The organism is Pseudomonas sp. 57B-090624, from assembly GCF_003234055.1.
In the GTDB taxonomy this organism is placed as follows: domain Bacteria; phylum Pseudomonadota; class Gammaproteobacteria; order Pseudomonadales; family Pseudomonadaceae; genus Metapseudomonas; species Metapseudomonas tohonis.
Genome location: NZ_QKRU01000099.1, coordinates 1 through 19,877, shown reverse-complemented (window position 1 = coordinate 19,877; position 19,877 = coordinate 1). Strand labels below are relative to the sequence as shown.

At 57.2% G+C, this 19,877-nt stretch carries 14 protein-coding genes; 12 read left to right on the top strand and 2 right to left on the bottom strand.

Annotated features, from left to right (window positions below):
• Positions 1–326: 326 nt before the first annotated feature.
• On the top strand, positions 327–524 hold the full coding sequence (locus tag DMX10_RS29420; RefSeq protein WP_041014693.1) for a hypothetical protein: 198 nt from the start codon (positions 327–329) through the stop codon (positions 522–524).
• Positions 525–1,069: 545 nt separating this feature from the next.
• On the opposite strand, the gene DMX10_RS29415 is transcribed toward DMX10_RS29420, so the two are convergent.
• Positions 1,070–1,624, bottom strand: a complete 555-nt coding sequence (locus DMX10_RS29415) for a hypothetical protein (RefSeq protein WP_025297863.1) — start codon at positions 1,622–1,624, stop codon at positions 1,070–1,072.
• A gap of 326 nt (positions 1,625–1,950) precedes the next feature.
• Between DMX10_RS29415 and DMX10_RS29410 the strand changes: the two genes are divergently transcribed.
• The 4 genes from DMX10_RS29410 to DMX10_RS29400 all read left to right on the top strand — a co-directional run bounded on the left by DMX10_RS29410 (position 1,951) and on the right by DMX10_RS29400 (position 8,700).
• The gene (locus DMX10_RS29410; protein ID WP_003302579.1) at positions 1,951–2,352 is read left to right on the top strand and encodes a hypothetical protein; all 402 of its coding nucleotides are present in this window, start codon (positions 1,951–1,953) and stop codon (positions 2,350–2,352) included.
• Positions 2,353–2,654: 302 nt separating this feature from the next.
• The gene (locus DMX10_RS32640) at positions 2,655–3,134 is read left to right on the top strand and encodes a hypothetical protein (RefSeq protein ID WP_036999595.1); all 480 of its coding nucleotides are present in this window, start codon (positions 2,655–2,657) and stop codon (positions 3,132–3,134) included.
• A complete protein-coding gene (locus tag DMX10_RS33355; RefSeq protein ID WP_227274817.1) occupies positions 3,131–5,578 on the top strand; it encodes a hypothetical protein in 2,448 nt (815 codons plus the stop codon). Before DMX10_RS32640 ends, DMX10_RS33355 begins: the two co-directional genes overlap by 4 nt.
• Complete coding sequence (locus DMX10_RS29400) at positions 5,575–8,700, top strand: tyrosine-type recombinase/integrase (RefSeq protein ID WP_085990641.1); 3,126 nt, start codon at positions 5,575–5,577, stop codon at positions 8,698–8,700. Before DMX10_RS33355 ends, DMX10_RS29400 begins: the two co-directional genes overlap by 4 nt.
• An 18-nt stretch (positions 8,701–8,718) precedes the next feature.
• Here the strand turns inward: DMX10_RS29400 and DMX10_RS29395 are convergent, their stop codons facing one another.
• Positions 8,719–8,931, bottom strand: a complete 213-nt coding sequence (locus DMX10_RS29395) for a helix-turn-helix transcriptional regulator (RefSeq protein ID WP_003302572.1) — start codon at positions 8,929–8,931, stop codon at positions 8,719–8,721.
• A 149-nt stretch (positions 8,932–9,080) separates the two neighbouring features.
• On the opposite strand from DMX10_RS29395, the gene DMX10_RS29390 reads away from it, so the two are divergent.
• The 7 genes from DMX10_RS29390 to DMX10_RS29360 all read left to right on the top strand — a co-directional run bounded on the left by DMX10_RS29390 (position 9,081) and on the right by DMX10_RS29360 (position 19,659).
• Entirely contained in the window at positions 9,081–9,314 is a 234-nt protein-coding gene (locus tag DMX10_RS29390; protein WP_003302571.1) for a hypothetical protein, read from the top strand.
• Entirely contained in the window at positions 9,307–10,467 is a 1,161-nt protein-coding gene (locus tag DMX10_RS29385) for a site-specific integrase (protein ID WP_003302569.1), read from the top strand. The genes DMX10_RS29390 and DMX10_RS29385 overlap by 8 nt, the downstream gene beginning before the upstream one ends.
• An 11-nt stretch (positions 10,468–10,478) precedes the next feature.
• Positions 10,479–10,763: a hypothetical protein gene (locus DMX10_RS29380; protein ID WP_003302568.1), complete on the top strand. Its 285-nt coding sequence runs from the start codon at positions 10,479–10,481 to the stop codon at positions 10,761–10,763.
• Positions 10,764–10,917: 154 nt separating this feature from the next.
• On the top strand, positions 10,918–13,314 hold the full coding sequence (locus DMX10_RS29375; RefSeq protein WP_003302565.1) for a class I SAM-dependent DNA methyltransferase: 2,397 nt from the start codon (positions 10,918–10,920) through the stop codon (positions 13,312–13,314).
• A complete protein-coding gene (locus DMX10_RS29370; protein WP_079281400.1) occupies positions 13,311–14,594 on the top strand; it encodes a restriction endonuclease subunit S in 1,284 nt (427 codons plus the stop codon). The genes DMX10_RS29375 and DMX10_RS29370 overlap by 4 nt, the downstream gene beginning before the upstream one ends.
• Positions 14,594–16,237: an RNA-binding domain-containing protein gene (locus DMX10_RS29365; protein WP_033959634.1), complete on the top strand. Its 1,644-nt coding sequence runs from the start codon at positions 14,594–14,596 to the stop codon at positions 16,235–16,237. Before DMX10_RS29370 ends, DMX10_RS29365 begins: the two co-directional genes overlap by 1 nt.
• Positions 16,238–16,641: 404 nt before the next feature.
• Positions 16,642–19,659 carry a type I restriction endonuclease subunit R gene (locus DMX10_RS29360; protein ID WP_042929874.1) on the top strand — a complete coding sequence of 1,006 codons (3,018 nt, stop codon included), beginning with the start codon at positions 16,642–16,644 and terminating at the stop codon, positions 19,657–19,659.
• The last annotated feature ends 218 nt before the right edge of the window (positions 19,660–19,877 follow it).

Here is a 19,877-nt window from a genome sequence, read left to right as displayed (position 1 = left end):
GCAAGCGCTTCGACTTCAAATGCCCCATCGAGGTGATGGGAGAGGTCATGCAAAATGCCATGGCGATGCGGCATGATGCTCCGGCTTCAATTCAATAACCGTGTTGCACTCAGCTCCTGCAACCGCCGGCCATCGAGAATTATCTCGAACGTATCGAATACGGGGTCTATCAGTAAACCGGTTGCGGTGGTCTGGCTCATGGCGCGCATGGCACCTCGACCGCGAAGTCTACAAGGACACTGTAGACAGCTTAGAGGTAATACAATCGATACAACTTGCTGATACTCTGATTTTCTACGATGCTGGGCGGGGACGAGGAGTCAGACATGACCATTGACGCGAAGAGTGCACCTGCAAATATCCGTAAGGCTGCCATCGAAAAGTTACGCAGACTGCAGAAATCACCACGTTACCGCAGCTTTTTCAGTCTGGAGGCAGTCGATGCGTTCGCTAAGATTGAGGCATCTGCCTTAGCAGGTAAATCGTTGCTATGCAGCAAGCGCAGAGACTCGTTGGATAGTTAGTGACACCTAGGGCGGCCGTACTTATTTATAGCTCTTGCTACAGAGAGGTTGCGACGGATTAGTATCTATTTTTATTTACAGATAGCGAGTATATTTTTCGCGAAGCCAATCTCTTGAAACGCACAGGAGATGAAAATGACTTTGCCATACGAGCGCAGCCGCAACGTCATACAGACCTGAGCATTTCTCAAAAATATCTGTATAACTCCTGAAATCCCAGAAAGCATCCGAAACGAAGCTATTAACCCGGCAATTTAACAGGGCAAGTAGCGATCAATCTTTATATCCATAAGCTATTGAATTTAATGGTTTTTGTGAATGCTTGAGATGTGCTATTTGATTGCCGCGTTAATAAATACCTTCTGCGGCATTTCCCTACTGCCGACGACATCAAAACCCTGGCCGCCTAGAGGAGTTCTTGCTCAAGCCATCTGGTGATGAAAAGCGAAAATCCTCATCAATCTACACATGCCACTGTTCAGCTCAAAGATATGACTCGGAAGTGGGCTTTCCGCGCATACGCGGAAAGCCCAAGTCTCACCCCGTCAATCGACCTCCCTATCCAGCCACTTCTTACGGGCTCGCTGTACGAAGCTCGTCGAAACACCCAGTCGCTTCGCGATAATGCCATCCGAAACGACGCCAAATTCTGCTGCAATCTCGGCCGAGATTTCAGGATACTCCTTTCTGTATGGGGCAATGCCAAGCTCCTGTCTCTTCTGCTTAACCGGAAAACGACTGATGCCGAGGCGATCAGCCAGTTCCGGGTCAGGCATGGTTCCGAGCAGCGATACAGCCCCATCAGTCCAGAATCCTGGCTCTAGTGGCTGGAATTTCTCTCTTTCGAGTCTTGGCTCCGGCACTTCGAGCTTCAACCTCAACTCGGAAATTCTCGCCATAGAAACGCCGAACTTCCGGCAGAGCTGATAGTTCGTCATTGATATCATTCCATCAGCAAGGCCATCTGGTATTTCTGGATTGACACAATATGAGATTTTGGTTTTCAACCGGTAGCGACGCACCTTGCTGGCACTGACCCCGAATCGTCTAGCCACTTCCCGGTCGCTGAATTTTCCGACCATCTCCATCCATTCAGACATTTCAAAATCCTAGTTTGGGGATTGGCAGCAGGGAATCTGCCGCCTCCTTCTAATAGTGCTCAAGTAAAGTCCCAAATTAGGAAGTGAGCATTTTTCCTTGTATGGCCTCTGACACGCTTCGCGTTGATATAGAGTTTGCTGCGACTGAATCAGCAGAGGAAAACCATGCAAAAAATAACGCTTGTCCCAGCGCTGGCATTTCTTGCCGGAATTGCTGCCGGGCAGTTGGGCCTGGAACTTCCTACCAGCCTGCTGTGGGTGCTGCTTGGTAGCGGAACACTTCTGTGGGGGTGGGCCGCATGGCGCGGGCAGAGGGATGGCGCATCATGAATGAGCGTTCACTGCTGCGAGCCATGCGTGAAACGGCGCTCACGCTTCTCCAGGACATCGAGCAGGGGCTTGAGCGTTGCAACCTCAGTGGGGGCCGCGCCGCCTGCACGCGCAGCCTGCTGATAGATGGCTATGTATTCCACGCAGAGGCAACAATCAGTGGCGTACTGATCAATCCGGCCCTACCTGATGGATTCGACAATACGCCGCTCGATGCGCGCAGCGATCAGCACCGCCAGCGCTGGCTGATGCGGCCATTTATCGAAACAGTATGCTGGTTCGGAACTGGCGGACGTGAGGCCGAGGAACGACGCGTGCAGATGCTCCTGCGCCAGCACATGCCGGCTCACGCCGTAGCAGACCTGGAACAGCATATCGCCGAATGCCGGCAGCGCTAGTTCGCGACCTGGCCGGCTGGTATCCGTTATGAACTGTCTGGATGGCAAATCACCCGACTGCCCGAGCAGTTGGGGGCAGTTCGCCACGCTGGACGAGGCACTGGAGGGGGTTGAGGATCGGAAATATGGCTGGCCGCGTTGAGCCCGTCTCGGTTGATAACCCAGCCCGTTTTCCGCGCATGCGCGGAAACGGATCATCAGCGTCTCACCTGAAATTCTGCAGTCTCGTAAAAAGCCAGCCTTCGAAAATGGGGACTCCTCGCGTGCATTAGTCACTATGTGAACATGAACGTGAGGCACCAATGAAAAAAATCCAGCTTTCAAAAATAACGGGAATGCACTCAGAAATAATACGCTTGGAACAAGAGCTGGACCTGGCACCAACCAAGGTTCCGGATCGCGAGTTAATTCCTATTGCTCTGGCAGAGAAAATAAACATGGCTCATCCACTGATTGTCGTTGGCGAGGATGAATATTGCTGCATAGGTAGAGCCGTACTGTATCGCTGGATGGCTGCTCATATGCCAGCCAGCACACAGGCTTTCTGCATTGAATTCAATAAATCCTATTCACGGGAAGATATCAGAAAACAATTCCTCATCGAGAGGCTTGTTGGTCCTGCCCTGTTTCAGACAAGGCCGCAGCAGGTCAAGGTGCTGTATGAACTTGTTTCTAACAATAAGAGCCTGTGGCCCAATCAGTATCGCAGCTATGCGCATCTTTCAAAGATGACAGGAGTAAAGCCAATAAAAGGAATCAAGCCGAATGGAGAGTATCGATGAAAAACAACGAGCGCATATTGTCCCTTGCGAAGGAGGCGGAGCAGTCGGGCAGGGCGGTTAAATATATTCTGGACTTGATGGATGCACATCCAGATCTTATCGACTTGCCGAGGATATCCATGGGGCTTATAAAGGCATTAAACGCCTCGGAAGTCGAACCAAAATTTAGTTTCGACGGTATCGACAAGGCGGTTCTGCTAAGTACGTGCAAATGGATTGCTTCACTGGGGGCTCAACCAAACATCGAAGCTTTGTTTGGTAAAAGTTTTTGGCTTGGAAACCCACCCCCTATCCGAAATCCTGTGCTTAACCAAGGCGTAAAAAAGTTTGGATTTCCTTACGCAGCTATCTGGCATGCGCCTCGCGATTCTGAAAATGAGCAAGACTACTATCGATTGCTTGCGCAGCTGCTATCTGTTTTTCAGCGACGAAATACAGATAGGCTCCAATCGCAGCGGTACGCTGTTTTTTTAGATTTGCGTCGGCTGTGTGATTTAAAGCAGATCGACATTCCGGATCAATTGAAAATATGGGGAGAAACCGATGCGTTTGTAAGGGCGTGCCGGATTTTTCATCCTCAAGAAAACGAATCTGAAAGCTCAAAAGCCCTAAAGTCAATCTGCCGACTGGTTGCATACTGTAGTGGCGACGAACCTAAAGTCAGATCTGGGGGAGGTGGGCATCATGGCCCACGCCCAAGACTCACAGGTCCAGAACTATCTCACTTCATCGCAGACAATCCATTGGGGTTTGCCCTTGCAGACCCCGATGATCCCGACCAGCTACCGGGCTACTACAGCATTTTATGGGAGCCAACCGGATCAGTAGACGGAGAGCTGGCACCAGAGGAATTATCTTCGGAAACCGAGATTTGGCTACTCGATGATGATGGCTGCGAACGGCCGTATGTCGCAGATCTTCTGAGCCAGCAGGCCATTGAGGCTCATATCGTTCGCAGCCGACAATATGTGCCTTTTTCGTATAACCAATTCACCCTGTCGGAGCTGCGAGATCTGTTGTTCGGTGCCAGCGATCTGTTTTATGCGTGTAGGCAAGAACTTGGTCACACGCAGGACACATCCGGGCTGCGGCGCAGGATGGAGGCGATCCTCATGATCCATGTTTGCCTGTGGCTGGGGCAGCCTGCTGCCCAGATATTGGAGATGACGGTGGCGGACAGCACAGCGGAGGACTCTGATGGGTTGATTCTCATTTCTGGGGCGCCTGCACAGTTCAGCATGATCGTTCGGCGGCCAGAGCTGGTGGGTGATGATCGTTGGCAAGCTACTGCGGGAATTCGACGCGCAGCGTTACGAATTCTGCTGCCTGATCTGGCTGGCAGCTCAGCCATGGTCGACGCTCTCCGAGAGGCCTTTCCTCCCTCATCTAGCCTCGTATTCACATGTCAAGCCAATGAACTCGAAGGCGAGGTGAAAGCGGTTTTGCATCAGCTGGGTGGAGGTGACCGACGATTCACGCTGAACAAGCTGCAGAGCTACCTGTTCCACCAGCTCGTATCAGATACGCATGACGTAGCTGCGGCATCGATGCTCTCCGGCGTTACGATGCCTTCGGCACAGACACCGCGCTATTACCTGCAACTCGATGCTGACTATCTACGCCAGATCTATGTGGACTCGTTGGAGCGAGTACTGCAACAGGTTTATGCCTGTGCCGGCCTGGCGTACGAACCCATCGAGTTCAAGCAGACTCAGCAAGGCGGATTAGGTGCGACCCACTGCCTGTTGCCCGAAACCATTGAGGGCAATGTGAGCGCGATGGCAGAGGTGCTGCGCAAAAAGCCGATGGGTCGCCTCAGCGAGATGCTCGTCTGGCACAACTGCTACACCCTGTGGACTGTGCAAATGTTCATGCTAGTGACAGGTTGTAGAGCGATTCGTAACCCTCTGCTGTTTATCGATGAATTCGATGCGGACCTAGGCATGGGCGCGCTTTCTGACAAGGACAGCGGTGATCGTCATATGAGCCGCTTGATTTGCATGCCACCCATGTTGAGGCGGCAAATCGCACACTACTTTCTGCATTGCGCAGCCATCAGCCAAGAGCTGACGGGCTACCTGCCACAGGATGATGGGGGCGGCAGATGGTCGCGTGGTTTTTTTCTGCGGATTACACCGACCGGCTGGCGTCGGGATGAGATCACCCCATCCCGTATCTATAGGCAAATGAAGCTGGTGCCTGGCTACACCACGCATCGAATCAATGGCTACCGAAAGTTCCTCCGCACCGAGCTGACTGAACGCGGCTGCCCTGCCGAGCCCTTAGCCGCGTTCATGGGGCACTGGCTTCGAGGCGAGGAACCATTGGATGCGTACTCATCGTTCTGTCCAGCGACATATGCCAGGACGATTGATGAGTGGATTACTCCGCTGTTGAAGGAGCTGGGCTGGTCCGCACTCGCTAGCTCGTGGGTGACGGAATGAACAACATTCGTCTGAGTGATCCGTTCCAAAGTGCCATCTGGGCCGATCGGGAGCCGGACTCACTGGCCGATACGCGGAATCGCTTGAGAGCGATAGCAAAGGAATCCGGAACGCAATTTGGGAAATTGCTGTTGGGCGAATGCGCCATGCGCGGAATCTCGACTGAGCATGTCCGCGAGCTGGAATCCCACCTGGGTATGGATTATCCGCTACGCAATATGCTGCGCCGCATTACCCAGCGGTTAAGGCAGCAGATTCCGAGATTCCCGCTTGCGCGAATCGCCATCGCTATCAAACGCGCAGCGAATCCGATCAATCCCGACCTCTACACGGCCGAACGTCTCCTGCACAGCCATCAGGTGCTCCAAGCCCTGCGGCAAGGTCTAAAGCTCAGCCTCGACTCGCTCGATGCGGAAGAACGCATCGGCCTGTTACTGCTGAGTTCAGCCTATTGCGGCGGCCTGATGGATCTGGCTCAGCTGAACGCTGTGCTCGAGGTGCCGCTGAAAAGCATCGAATGGCTGGCAGGTATCCCGGAGATCCGCCTGCCACTCTCGATCCGCGGCACGGACGAGGCCGAGTACCGTCAGTGGTTCCCTGACCCGGCCACGTTGGCGCTGCTGATCCGCTGTGCGGATGATGTTCGCGCAAGGAAGGAGCAAGTGCAGCGTAAGGGTGGAAAGCTCCGGTGCATCCACTCCTTTTTGAGAGCGGCAGGCATGCCTGAGCAGGATCTGCCTCGCAACCTGACCGAGCTGCTGGATCTGCTGCGAATGCAGATGCAATTGCGCCTGTCCCAAATGCTGGTGAATTTCGCCTGCCGGCAAGCGTTCGTCTCCCAATCGATACGCCCGTCAAGCTGGGGCGACATGTTCGGCCATGCCGATCTGGAAGACCCAGCCGGAGCCTATGGGGATGACAATCGTTCGGATACCGCCAAGGATCCCGATGCCCCCGACTGGGTGCTGGAGCTGTGCCAGCGGATCCGGGCAGGCGAATCTAGCGAGATACCACTGCAAACCGAGGCTCAAGCAGAGCTCGCCGATCTCGTCCAAGGCTGGATCGCATTCATGCTCAATGGAGCATCAGCATACGGCCATGACATCGGGCGCAGCACCATCGCTCGCTATGCTCGACTGCTCGGTCCTGCGTTGGTGTCGCAACTGGATGGCGCGAGTATTTTCGAGCTCGAAACTGATGCCCTGGAAATCGTTTATGAGTCGGCGTTGGAGGCTCAAAGCACTGATGGCAAACGGCGCACCCTGGCCAAAGCCATCCATGAATTCCATACCTTCCTGCAGCGCCGCTACAGCTACCCTCCAATCAGCCCTTACTCGCTGCTTGGCATTGGCAAGGGCATGACCCGAGTGGATGCACGCATTCTCAGCGAAGATCAGTACCAGTCCGTGCTGCAAGCGCTCGGTACCTGCGGGCTGGAATTGCGAACGCCACAGTTGGTCACTGCAGCCAGACTGTTTCTGATTCTGGGGTTCAGACTGGGGCTACGACGGAACGAGGCTTTGAAGCTGCGCCTCTGTGATCTGCACCTGCCCGAACTGGCTACAGAAGCGAGTGCGCGCATTCAAAAACGGCATCCGAACATGCGCAAGCTGTCCAGCGAGGAGCTGGCTGGGCTGGAGCTGCCGGTCGATCTGCTCATTCGTCCTCATGCACAGCGCGGGCTGAAAACCCAGAATGCCGTCCGGCGACTACCGCTACGCGTGCTGCTGGAACCTGATGAGCTCCAGCTGCTCATAGACTGGTATCGACAGCGCCTAGAGGAGGAGGCTGCAAATCCAGCCTCGGAGTACCTGTTCTGCATCCCGCAGCTGAAAACTCTGTGGATCAGTGAGAGCAGCCTGCTTCCTGCTTTGCACGGATGCATGCGTGCGGTCACTGGCTCTGAGAGCGTGCATTACCACCACCTGCGCCATTCCTGCGCCACCTGGTTGTCGCTCAAGCTGATGGCGTCGCTCGGCGAGTTCTCACCGGAAATGATCTTCCGCGATCTGCCCCAGACCATGCGCTGGCTGAGAGATGACCTCAGGCTGCGCAGCGCGCTGTTCTCTGCCAAAGGCGGCCCTACCCGGCGCATCGTGCATATCGTCAGCGCCATCCTTGGCCACGGCAGCCCGAAGACCACGTTGCTGCACTACATCCATAGCCTGCCTCAGATCATGGCAATGGCTTGGCAGTGGAGTCCTCGAAACTGGCTGTTCAGCGCCTACAACATCGCCTCGATTGCCGGCGTGAGCCAACCCACCATGAAGGCCGAGCCCAGCGACGGTGTTTCTGTAGATTGCCAGCAACTGCTCGATATCATCGGTCGGATCAAACCGCTGAAAGAGCGCAGGCGAGCCCGGCAAAAAGCACCCCGGAACCAGGCTCAGCAGGTAGAGCACAACTGGGCGATTGAGCGGGTTCGAACGATCGAGTCGATGCTGGCCTATGCCTCGTATGCCGAGCAGACAGGTCGCCAAGTCAATCTCGATTGGCTCGAGTTCTCTGCTGAAGATCGGGCGCTGATGCTGGAGCGGGCGCGCTATATCCGTGATATGCAGCAGCCCTCGCGCACCAACACTCCAAGACCGAAGCACAGGCTGCAATCCACCCTGCATGCCAACGATCCCTCATATACCTCGCTGCTACCCACACCTCCGAAGCACGGTGGCAGGGACGCAGTGACCGAGTACGCACAGCGCCTGTACGAACTGCTCGAAGGCCCCGACAGCGAGCGTGCCCAGCGAGTGATCGATGACTTCGTCGAGCGCTGCTGGACGACGGAAACGACGCTGCGCTTCTACCGCGATCGTGATGAGGAGCATGCGCGGGATTACCTGTGGCTGCTCACCGCCATTGGCATCCCCGCCCGCGCCATAGAACTGATCATCTACGACACCAACAAGCCCAAGACCACCAAATCCTATTGGCGCCAGAGGCTCGGAAACATCCGTCGACCGTTCAGCCAGCATATGCCCGAGAACCCGGATGTGGAGAACCTTCATCTGGGCATCCGGGCGCAGCTCAAGCTGCCGGACGAGCAAGGGCAGAACCTCCATTCTGGTTCGGCTTTGCGCTACCTGATGCTGATGGCTTCCATCGACTGGCACTTCCGGGGCTGAAGACATCCGGAAGGCAGCTCAGCCTTCCGGGTCCTCCTGTATCTCCAGCAGATCGCTTACCTGGCAGTTCAGATACCGACAGATCGTCTCCAAGTCCTTCAGTTCAACCCTCTGCGCGGTCTCGTGGTAGAGCCGCGTCAGGGTTCCCCGGTTGATGCCGGTATCTCGTACCACATCACTGATCTTCAGCTTCCTCTCTCCCAGTAGACGGGACAGATGGCACTTAACCATTCTTCTCTCCTGAAAAATGATCTTCTAGAGATCATTTTTTCCTTGCATAGCTCAAAAAAGACGTTATATTGATCTGCAGGAGATCATTATGAGGCTCAAGAAGCCCATAAGGCTCCTCTGTAGTTCAATTTAGCAGAGAGGGCATCGCCATGTCTCACACCTACCTGACCACTGAAGAACTCGCTACGCGCATGAAGTACGACGTGCGCACCATCCGCAACCGCCTGAAGGACTCGGTACTGCTCGAAGGCATCCATTACTTCCGCCCCTTTGGCGGCCGCAAGATCCTGTTCATCTGGGAAGCCATCGAGGAGGACATGCAGAAGTACTCCCGCACCTCCAGCCTGGTGCCGATGGCAGGTGGAGGTATCTGCCATGGGTAAGATCCGCGCCCGTTCCGACAACCAGAAGCTGTTCTTCGACTTCACCTACCTGGACAAGCGCTGCCGTGAGCAGACCACGCTGCCTGATACACCGGCCAACCGGAAAAAGCTGGAGAAGATCCTCGAGCGCATCGAGGCTGAAATCACGCTGGGCAGCTTCGACTACGCCACCTACTTCCCGCAGAGCGGCAAGGTACAGGAGTTCGAACGGCTGCAGGCTGGCTGCGCACTGTTGAAGACGCCACTGTTCAGGGACTTCGCCGAACGCTGGTTCGAAGAAAAGCGCGTGGAATGGCGCGATACACACACCACGACGGTGCGCCAGACGCTCGACAAGCATCTGCTGCCGGCATTCGGCAAGAAAGAGGTCAGCGCCATCACCAAGGCAGAAATCCTGTCCTTCCGCTCGGCACTCGGCAAAGTTCCCGGGCTGAAGGGTCAGGCTCTGTCAGCGACGCGAATCAACCACATCATGACGCCATTGCGCATGATCCTCAGTGAGGCGGCTGACCGCTTCGAGTTTACTTCACCGTACATCAACATCAAATCGCTGAAGGTCCCCAAGACCGATGTAGAGCCGTTCACCCTGGAGGAGGTGCTGCAGATCCTCGATGCCGTGCGCGAGGACTTCCGCAACTACTACACGGTGCGCTTCTTCACGGGCATGCGCACTGGAGAAATCGATGGCTTGCAGTGGAAATACGTCGACTTCCAGCGACGGCAGATCCTGATCCGCGAAAGCTGGGTCGGTGGCCGGCTCGACTATACGAAGAATGACGGCTCGCAGCGCGAGATCGACATGTCGGGACCGGTGTACCAGGCCCTGCTCGATCAGCGACAGAAGACCGGTGCCGGCCAGTTCGTCTTCTGCAACCGGGAAGGCACGCCCTACGCGTACCGCAACATCAACAACCGGGTCTGGTACCCACTGCTTCGCCACCTGGGGCTGCGCCAGCGGCGCCCTTACCAGACGCGCCATACCGCAGCGACCCTGTGGCTGGCCGCCGGTGAAAACCCGGAGTGGATCGCCCGGCAGATGGGCCATACGACCACCGAGATGCTGTTCCGCGTCTACTCGCGCTACGTGCCCAACCTGACCCGACGAGACGGAAGCGCCTTCGACAACCTGATCCAAGCCAATCTCAAGGCCTGAGGAGTACCCACATGAAACTGATCAAGCGCAACAACGTCATCCAGCTGCACCCGTCGACGGAAGCTCGCGAGCACCAGTACCTGAAGCATCTGGCCTCGGCCATGGGCCACTATCTCGAGAACCCCAACGGCACCGAACTGGTCTGCATCCTCGGCTCCGGCTATGAGAAGAACAACCGCCAGGCGCTCGATACCTGGGTCGCCTACCACCGCAACGAGGTCTTCGAAACGCGCCTGGAAGGCCGCAGCCCGCTGGACTTCCTGATCGCGAAGCTGGAAGACATGCTCACCAAGTGAAACGACGAAGGGGCTGAAAGGCCCCTTCATTCTGTCTGATACCCCGAGCACGAGATTTCATCCCCGCACCGACTCCTTTGGTTAAGATGCTGCGTTTAGCCTGCACCCCCTGGCATGCCCAGGCTGGCTAGCGTTTTGACACGGAGTATCTGCAGTGAACCACGCGGTCCACAACAAGCTGGTTTCTTTCATCTGGTCCATTGCCGACGACTGCCTGCGCGATGTCTACGTGCGCGGCAAGTACCGCGACGTCATCCTGCCCATGGTGGTGCTACGCCGGCTGGATGCCCTGCTGGAACCGAACAAGACCAAGGTGATGGAAGAGCTGGCCTTCCAGCAGGGCGAGATGGGCCTGACCGAGCTGGACGAAAGCGCCCTCCAGGCCGCCTCTGGTTACGTGTTCTACAACATCAGCAAGTGGACGCTGAGCCAGCTGCACAAGACCGCCACCAACAACCAGCAAATCCTGCTGGCCAACTTCGAGGAATACCTCGACGGCTTCAGCAGCAACGTCAAGGACATCATCCGGCGCTTCAACCTCAAGGCCCAGGTGCGCCACATGGCCAGCAAGGACGTGCTGCTGGACGTGCTGGAAAAGTTCACCTCGCCCTACATCAACCTGACCCCCAAGGATATCGAGGACCCGGAGGGCAACCGCCTGCCGACCTTGAGCAATCTGGGCATGGGCTATGTGTTCGAGGAGCTGATCCGCAAGTTCAATGAAGAGAACAACGAGGAAGCCGGCGAGCACTTCACCCCGCGCGAAGTGATCGAGCTGATGACCCACCTGGTGTTCGACCCGATCAAGGATCGCCTACCGACGGTCATGACCATCTACGACCCGGCCTGCGGCAGCGGCGGCATGCTCACCGAATCGCAGAACTTCATCGAGGAGAAGTACCCGGCGCAGGGCATCCAGCGCGATATCCACCTCTACGGCAAGGAAATCAACGACGAGACCTATGCCATCTGCAAGTCGGACATGATGATCAAGGGCAACGACCCCGCCCACATCCGCCCCGGCTCAACCCTGTCGGTCGACGAGTTCGCCGGCAGCCGCTTCGACTTCATGCTCTCCAACCCGCCCTACGGCAAGAGCTGGGCCAGCGAGCAGAAGTTCATCAAGGAGGATGGCGAGGTCATCGACCCGCGCTTCAAGGTCAGGCTCAAGGACTACTGGGGCCACGAAGAAGTGCAGGACGCCACTCCGCGCTCCAGCGACGGCCAGCTGCTGTTTCTGATGGAGATGGTCAGCAAGATGAAGGCGCCGGGCGAGACCGGCATCGGCTCGCGCATCGCCTCGGTGCACAACGGCTCCAGCCTGTTCACCGGCGACGCCGGCGGCGGCGAGAGCAACATCCGCCGCCACATCATCGAGAACGACCTGCTCGAAGCCATCATCCAGCTGCCCAACAACCTGTTCTACAACACCGGCATCACCACCTACATCTGGCTGCTGTCGAGCAACAAGCCGGCGCAGCGCCGCGGCAAGGTGCAGCTGATCGATGCCAGCCTGCTCTACCGCAAGCTGCGCAAGAACCTCGGCAACAAGAACTGCGAGTTCGCCCCCGAGCATATCGAGCTGATCACCCGCACCTACCTCGAGCTGGCCAGCATCGACCGCCCGGCCGGCGGCGACGGCATCGCCGCGCGGGTGTTCGACAACCGCGACTTCGGCTACCACAAGGTCAGCATCGAGCGCCCGGACCGGCGCAAGGCGCAGTTCAGCGCCGAACGCATCGAAACCCTGCGTTTCGACAAGGCCCTGCGCGAGCCCATGCAGTGGATCTACCAGCAGTGGGGCGAGGCGGTGTACCTGGACGAAACCCTGGCCCGGCAGCAGAAAGCCATCCTCGCCTGGTGCGAGGAACAGGGCCTGGAGCTCAACGCCAAGCAGCGCAAGAAGCTGCTGAGCCTGGAAACCTGGGCCAAGCAGTCCCTGCTGGTGACCGTGGCCAACTACCTGATGCAGGCCATCGGCACGGACGAATTCGACGACTTCAACCTGTTCGCCAAACAGGTGGACAAGGTGCTCAAGCAACTGGGCAAGGAGGCCGGCATCAAGCTCGGCGCCAGCGAGCGCAACCAGCTGCTCAATGCGGTGAGCTGGTACGACGAAAACGCCGCCAAGGTGATCCGCAAGGTGGAGAAGTTCGACCGCGAGCAGCTGGCGGCGCTGCTGCAGCGGCTGGATTGCAGCGAGGCCGAGCTGCCCGACTTCGGCTACTACCCCCACGGCAAGCCCGGCGAAGTCATCACCTACGAACCCAGCAGCGACCTGCGCGACAGCGAGAGCATCCCGCTGGCCGACTCCATCCACCGTTTCTTCAAGGCCGAGGTGCAGCCCCATGTCGAGGAAGCCTGGATCAATCTGGAGTCGGTGAAGATCGGCTACGAGATCAGCTTCAACAAGTACTTCTACAAGCACCAGCCGCTGCGCAGCATGGATGAGGTGGCGCGGGAGATCGTCGCACTGGAGCGACAGGCGGAGGGGCTGATTGCAGAGATTTTGGGGCTGGAGGTCAAGGAAGTTTCGGGGGTGTCGGCATGACTACTTTGTATGTCAAGCTGCCCGACTATGGGCGCTATAAAAATACAGAAATTGAGTGGGCCAACCAAATCCCTCTGCATTGGGAGGTCAAGGCATTAAAGCATATTGCCAAACTCAGAAGTGGTGACACCATCCGACCAGAGCAATTTACAGAAGATGGATACCCTGTTTTTGGCGGAAACGGCTTCAGAGGGTTCACAAATTCATTCAACAACTCTGGAAGACTCCCGCTAATTGGCAGGCAAGGCGCATTATGTGGCAATGTAAATTATTCTTCAGGGGATTTCTTTGCATCTGAACATGCAGTAGTTGTCTACCCGAAGAGCGGCGCCAGCGTCACATGGCTTGGCGAAACAATTCGAACCGCCAACTTCAACAGGCTGTCTCAATCTTCAGCACAACCTGGCATAGCCGTAGCGGTCGTGGAAAACCAGACATTTCCATATCCACCGCTGCCAGAGCAAAAAGCCATTGCTGCGTTTATAGACCAGAAATCTGTGCAAATCGATCAAGCAATCCAGGTCAAGGAGCGCCAGATCGAGCTACTGAAAGAGCGCAGGCAGATCCTGATCCAGCAGGCCGTAACCAGTGGCCTGAACCCCGATGTGCCCATGCGCGACTCCGGTATCGAATGGATTGGTGAGATTCCGGCGCATTGGCGACTTATGGCCAACCGTGCCCTGTTCCGTGAGCGTGTCGAGCCTGGGCAGGAGGAGTTGCCCTTGCTGTCGGTTTCCATCCACTCCGGTGTTTCCGAGGAAGAAATCGCCGAGGAGGATAACGTCCGTGGTCGAGTCAAGATCGAAGACAAGACCAAGTACAACCGGGTTCGCCCTGGCGACATCGCTTTCAATATGATGCGGGCCTGGCAAGGGGCGATTGGTGCGGTACGAGTGGAGGGCATGGTCAGCCCTGCCTACACCATTGCGGTGCCCCGCCCATGCCTCGATCCCCGATACTTCGAGCACCAGTATCGTACCCCCGGCTTTATCCAGCAGATGGACCGTTACTCCAAGGGCATTACCGACTTCCGCAAGAGACTTTACTGGGACGGATTCAAGCAACTGATCACTCTGGTTCCGCCTCTTGAGGAACAGCAGGCCATCGTCGAGTTTATCGAGCGGTCCATGCTCAAGCAGAATGCTGCAGTGACGCTGCTGGAACAACAAATCAGTAAACTCAAGGAATACAAAGCCACCCTGATCAATAGCGCCGTGACCGGCAAGATCAAGGTGCCGGGCGTGGTGGAGCCCGAGGCACAGGACATGGAGGTGGTCTGATGGATGCCCAGCAGCAACTGCAGCGTTTGCTGACCGGTAGCGGCGAGAACGAGGTGGTGGAGTTCAAGGAGGCCAAGAACAGCTACGACTTCGACAAGCTCGGCCGCTATTTCTCGGCGCTGAGCAACGAGGCCAACCTCAAGGGGCTACCCAGCGCTTGGCTGGTGTTTGGTGTAAAGGATAACCAGCAGGTGGTGGGTACACGCTATCGCGAGCAGCCCAAGCAGTTGCAGTCGCTGAAGAAGGAAGTGGCCGACAAGGTCAGTCAGCGCCTGACCTTTATCGAGATTCATACGGTTCTTCATCCCGCTGGCCGGGTGCTGCTGCTGGAAATTCCCGCCGCCCCCCAAGGCCTGCCGGTGGCTTGGGAAGGGCACTATTACGGCCGCGATGGCGAATCCCTCGGCCCGCTGTCGCTTGAAGAGATCGAGCGCATCCGCAACCAGAATCGCCTGCAAGACTGGAGTGCAGGCATCTGCCACGGCGCTACCCTAGACGACCTGAGCGACGAGGCCATTGCCCTGGCCCGCCGCGAGTACGCCACCAAGCATCCCAAGCTGGCTGACGAGTTGCCGAACTGGAGCGATGAGACCTTTCTCAACAAAGCCAAGCTGGCAATCCAGGGGCAGATCACCCGTACAGCCATTCTGCTGCTGGGCAAACCTGAGGCGGCGCACTGGCTCAACCCCGCCTCGCCCACCGTCACCTGGATTCTCAAGGATCGCGACGGCCTGGAGCGTGACTACAAACACTTTTCCTGTCCGTTGCTGGTCGACGCCGACGAGGTCTACCGCAAGATCCGCAACCTGAAGTACCGCTACATGTCGGATGGATCGCTGTTTCCCGAGGAGGTCGACCAGTACGATCCTTTTATCATCCGCGAAGCGCTTAACAATGCCATTGCCCACCAGGACTATGAGCTGGGTGGCAAGGTCACTGTGGTGGAGTTCGAGGACGGACGGCTGTGCTTCAGTAACCCCGGCACCTTTATCCCCGGCTCGGTGGAGCAGGTAATCCACTCCGACGCACCGGAAACCCGCTATCGCAACCGCTTTCTCACCGATGCCATGGTCAATCTGAACATGATCGACACCATCGGCAGCGGCATCCGCAAGATGTTCCTGATCCAGAAAAACCGCTTCTTCCCCCTGCCGGAATACCAGCTGGAACAAAACCGCGTGCAGGTGACCATCACCGGGCGCGTACTCGACATGGGCTATGCACGCAAGCTGGCCGAGCTACCCAACCTGACGCTGGACGACATCATCCTCCTGGACCAGGTGCAGAAGCGAAAGCCGTTGACCGATGCACAGGCCCGCCACCTCAAGCAGCAAGGGCTGATCGAAGGACGCAAGCCCAACTTCCATATTTCTGCCCAAGTGGCGCGGCACAGCGATGACATGGCCCTGTACATCCGTACCCGCGGTCTCGACGATGCACACTACAAGAGCCTGATCTGCGACCTGATCAAGCGGTCCGGCTCGGCCAGACGTGCCGATATCGACAAGCTGCTGCTAGACAAACTCCCCGAGGTTCTAGACCAACAGCAGAAGGCCAACAAGATCAAGAATCTGCTTCAAGCCTTGAAGAATCAGAAGGTTATCGAGCCGCAGGGTAAGCTCTGGAAAATGTCTAAAGGCTGATGGTTAGATATTTCTAGACATTCTCCGACCCTGTTTCAAGTTGTCTTGGTGCCGGCAACAGGCAGCGCGATGGCGTGCCACGATCTCATTTGACGGCCATTTGACTGAGGCGGCCAACACCGCTGGGGAAAGCCCTGAAACCCCTGTAGATTCAAGGTGTTGGAGGAATCGCTCATTTGACTGAGCAACGCGTGACTAGACGAACGAGCCAGCTCACTAGACATTGGAAAGCCAGCCTGCACGCGCAATCGCAGGCATAAAACCCAGAAAAATCAGTGGGTTATCAGATATTTCGGCGGGCAAGGACGAATGTCTAACCCCCGCTGACTGGATATTTTCAGACATCCGCACCCCGCGACGGCCAGCACGGCGACGGCGAGCGAATCAGGCACAAGGAAGCCGGCATGGTGAGCAAGACCAACGAACAGGCACTGGAAGCAAGCATCGAGAAATACCTGACCGGTACCTGCCTGGAAGAGCAGGCAGCGATCCGCGACGATGCCGCCGAGCAACCTTTCAGCCCCCACCATGGCTACCGACTGGGTCGCACCCAGGACTTCAATGCCCGCTACGCGGTGGATACCCGCTGGCTGTGGCAGTTCCTCCAGGACAGCCAGGGCGATGAGCTGGAGCGCCTCCAGCAGCGTTATGACGACTGGGATCTGCGCATCCTAGAACGCTTCGACCGGCTGGCGAAGAAGTACGGCATGCTGCATCTGCTCAAGCGCGGCCTGGCCATCGACGATGTGCACCTGCACCTGATGTACCCCGCGCCGCTGGCCAGCAGCTCGGAGAAGGTCCGCCACAACTTCGCGGCGAACATCTTCAGTAGTACCCGCCAGGTGCGCTACTCCCTGAGCAATACCCTGGAAGAGATCGACATGGTGCTCTTCATCAACGGGCTGCCCTTCGCCACCCTGGAGCTGAAGAACCCCTGGACCGGCCAGACCGCCCGTTATCACGGGCAGAAGCAGTACCGCCAGGATCGCGACAGCAGCCAGCCGCTGCTGCAGTTTGGCCGCTGCCTGGTGCATATGACGGTGGACACCGACGAGGTCTACATGACCACCAAGCTGGCCGGTGCCGCCACGTTTTTCCTGCCGTTCAACAAGGGTCACAACCACGGTGCCGGCAACCCGCCCAACCCGACGGGGCACAAGAGCGCCTATCTGTGGCAGGAAGTCTTCAGCCGGGAAAGCGTGGCCAACATCATCCAGCACTTCGTACGCCTGGATGGCAGCAGCAAGATGCCGCTGGCCAAACGCACGCTGTTCTTCCCGCGTTACCACCAGCTGGACGTGGTACGGCGCCTGGTGGCCCATGCCAGTTGCAATGGCGTGGGCCAGCGCTACCTGATCCAGCACTCGGCAGGCTCGGGCAAGTCGAACTCCATCACCTGGGCGGCCTATCAACTGATCGAAACCTATCCGGCTTCGCCCGAGGTGGCCGGCGCCAGGGGCCTGGATGTGCCGCTGTTCGACTCGGTGATCGTGGTGACGGACCGGCGGCTGCTGGACAAGCAGCTGCGCGAGAACATCCGCGAATTTTCGGAGGTGAAGAACATCATCGCCCCGGCGCTGAAGTCTGCGGATCTCAAGCTGGCGCTGGAGCAGGGCAAAAAGATCATCATCACCACCATCCAGAAGTTTCCCTTCATCGTCGATGGCATCGACGACATGGCCGGCAAGCGCTTTGCCGTGATCATCGACGAGGCGCACAGCTCACAGGATGGCAGCTCCCACGGGAAGATGAACAAGGTGATGGGCAGCGACGAGCAGGACGATACCCAGGAGAAGATTCTCAGCGCCATCAAGAAGAGCAAGATGCGCGGCAACGCCTCCTACTTCGCCTTCACCGCCACGCCGAAGAACAGCACCCTGGAGAAGTTTGGCGAGCAGCAGCCGGACGGCAGCTTCCAGCCGTTCCATCTGTACTCCATGAAGCAGGCCATCGAGGAGGGCTTCATCCTTGATGTGCTGGCCAACTACACCACCTACAAGAGCTATTACGAAATCCAGAAGTCCATCGAAGGGAATCCGCTGTTCGACACTCTGAAAGCGCAGAAGAAGCTGCGCGCCCATGTCGAACGCAACCAGCAGACCATCAACGCCAAGGCGGAGATCATGCTGGAGCACTTCATTGCCCACGTGGTGAACCCGAAGAAGCTCAAGGGCCAGGCGAAGGGCATGGTGGTCACCCAGAACATCGAGGCGGCCATCCGTTACCACAAGGCCATCAGCCGGTTGCTGGAGGCGCGAGGCAATCCGTTCAAAGCGTTGATCGCCTTCTCCGGCGAGAAGGTGATCGATGGCGTCGAGTACAGCGAGGCGCAGATCAACGGCTTTGCCGAAGCGGACACTCGCGACAAGTTCGACAGCGACGACTACCGCCTGCTTGTAGTCGCCAACAAGTACCTGACCGGTTTCGACCAGCCCAAGCTGTGCGCCATGTATGTGGACAAGAAGCTGCAGGATGTCCTCGCCGTACAGGCGCTGTCGCGCCTCAACCGAGCTGCGCCGAAGTGGGGCAAGAAGACTGAGGATCTGTTCATCCTGGACTTCTTCAACTCGGTCGAGGACATCAAGAAGTCCTTCGATCCCTTCTACACGGCCACCAGCCTGTCCAGCGCGACGGACATCAACGTGCTCCATGAGCTCAAGGATCAACTGGACGAGGTAGGCGTCTACGAGTGGCCGGAGGTAGAGAGCTTCGCCGCACTGTATTTCGACAACGCCAATGCCGAGCAACTGAGCCCGCTGATCGACACGGCCGTCGAGCGCTTCGATGAGAAGCTCGAACTTGAAGAGGAAGCAAAAGCCGACTTCAAGATCAAGGCCAAGCAGTTCGTGAAGATCTACGGCCAGATGGCGTCGATCATGCCCTACGAGATCCTGGCTTGGGAAAAGCTCTTCTGGTTCCTCAAGTTCCTGATCCCGAAGCTCAAGATCAAGGACAAGGACGCCGACGAGATCGATGCCCTGCTCAATGCAGTGGACCTGTCCTCCTACGGCCTGGAGCGGATCAAGCTCAACCATGCCATTGAACTGGACGACTCGGAAACCCAGCTCGACCCCGCCAATCCGAATCCTCGGGGCGCGCATGGCGGCGAACAGCAGAAAGACCCCCTGGATCAGATCATCCAGACCTTCAACGAACGCTGGTTCCAAGGCTGGGACGTCACTCCCGAAGAGCAGCGAGTGAAGTTCCTGAGCATCCTGCAAGGCATCCAGCAACACCCGGACTTCGAGGCCAAATACCAGCAGAGCCAGGACGAGGACCACCGGACCCTGGCTTTCGAGAAGATCTTCGAGGAAGTCATGCTGAAACGCCGGCGTCAGGACCTTGAGCTGTATCGGCTGCTGGCCAGCGATGCTGCTTTCAAGTCCTCCATGCAACAGAGCATGCGGGGCTTGCTGCGGTAATGGTCCAGTGTGGCGAATACATAATGCCTCGTCCTGACAGACTCAAGTGATAAAAATAGGTCGACAGCTGCCAGTCTCGAGCGGCTGCTGTCGGCCGATTCTGTTGAAAAAGTAGCGTCCTCCCCATGCCGTTGGCAAAATTGCTCTGTCAGCGAGCGCGGGGGCGAATAGCATGATGGGGCAGTTACCGGGAGGGCAGCAGCGCCTGTTCTACTCGT

Bases quoted from the DNA above. Each gene is read 5' to 3' on its own strand.
- DMX10_RS29420 (WP_041014693.1), top strand. From the start codon at position 327: ATGACCATTGACGCGAAGAGTGCACCTGCAAATATCCGTAAGGCTGCC.
- DMX10_RS29415 (WP_025297863.1), bottom strand. From the start codon at position 1,624: ATGTCTGAATGGATGGAGATGGTCGGAAAATTCAGCGACCGGGAAGTG.
- DMX10_RS29410 (WP_003302579.1), top strand. From the start codon at position 1,951: ATGAATGAGCGTTCACTGCTGCGAGCCATGCGTGAAACGGCGCTCACG.
- DMX10_RS32640 (WP_036999595.1), top strand. From the start codon at position 2,655: ATGAAAAAAATCCAGCTTTCAAAAATAACGGGAATGCACTCAGAAATA.
- DMX10_RS33355 (WP_227274817.1), top strand. From the start codon at position 3,131: ATGAAAAACAACGAGCGCATATTGTCCCTTGCGAAGGAGGCGGAGCAG.
- DMX10_RS29400 (WP_085990641.1), top strand. From the start codon at position 5,575: ATGAACAACATTCGTCTGAGTGATCCGTTCCAAAGTGCCATCTGGGCC.
- DMX10_RS29395 (WP_003302572.1), bottom strand. From the start codon at position 8,931: ATGGTTAAGTGCCATCTGTCCCGTCTACTGGGAGAGAGGAAGCTGAAG.
- DMX10_RS29390 (WP_003302571.1), top strand. From the start codon at position 9,081: ATGTCTCACACCTACCTGACCACTGAAGAACTCGCTACGCGCATGAAG.
- DMX10_RS29385 (WP_003302569.1), top strand. From the start codon at position 9,307: ATGGGTAAGATCCGCGCCCGTTCCGACAACCAGAAGCTGTTCTTCGAC.
- DMX10_RS29380 (WP_003302568.1), top strand. From the start codon at position 10,479: ATGAAACTGATCAAGCGCAACAACGTCATCCAGCTGCACCCGTCGACG.
- DMX10_RS29370 (WP_079281400.1), top strand. From the start codon at position 13,311: ATGACTACTTTGTATGTCAAGCTGCCCGACTATGGGCGCTATAAAAAT.
- DMX10_RS29365 (WP_033959634.1), top strand. From the start codon at position 14,594: ATGGATGCCCAGCAGCAACTGCAGCGTTTGCTGACCGGTAGCGGCGAG.
- DMX10_RS29360 (WP_042929874.1), top strand. From the start codon at position 16,642: ATGGTGAGCAAGACCAACGAACAGGCACTGGAAGCAAGCATCGAGAAA.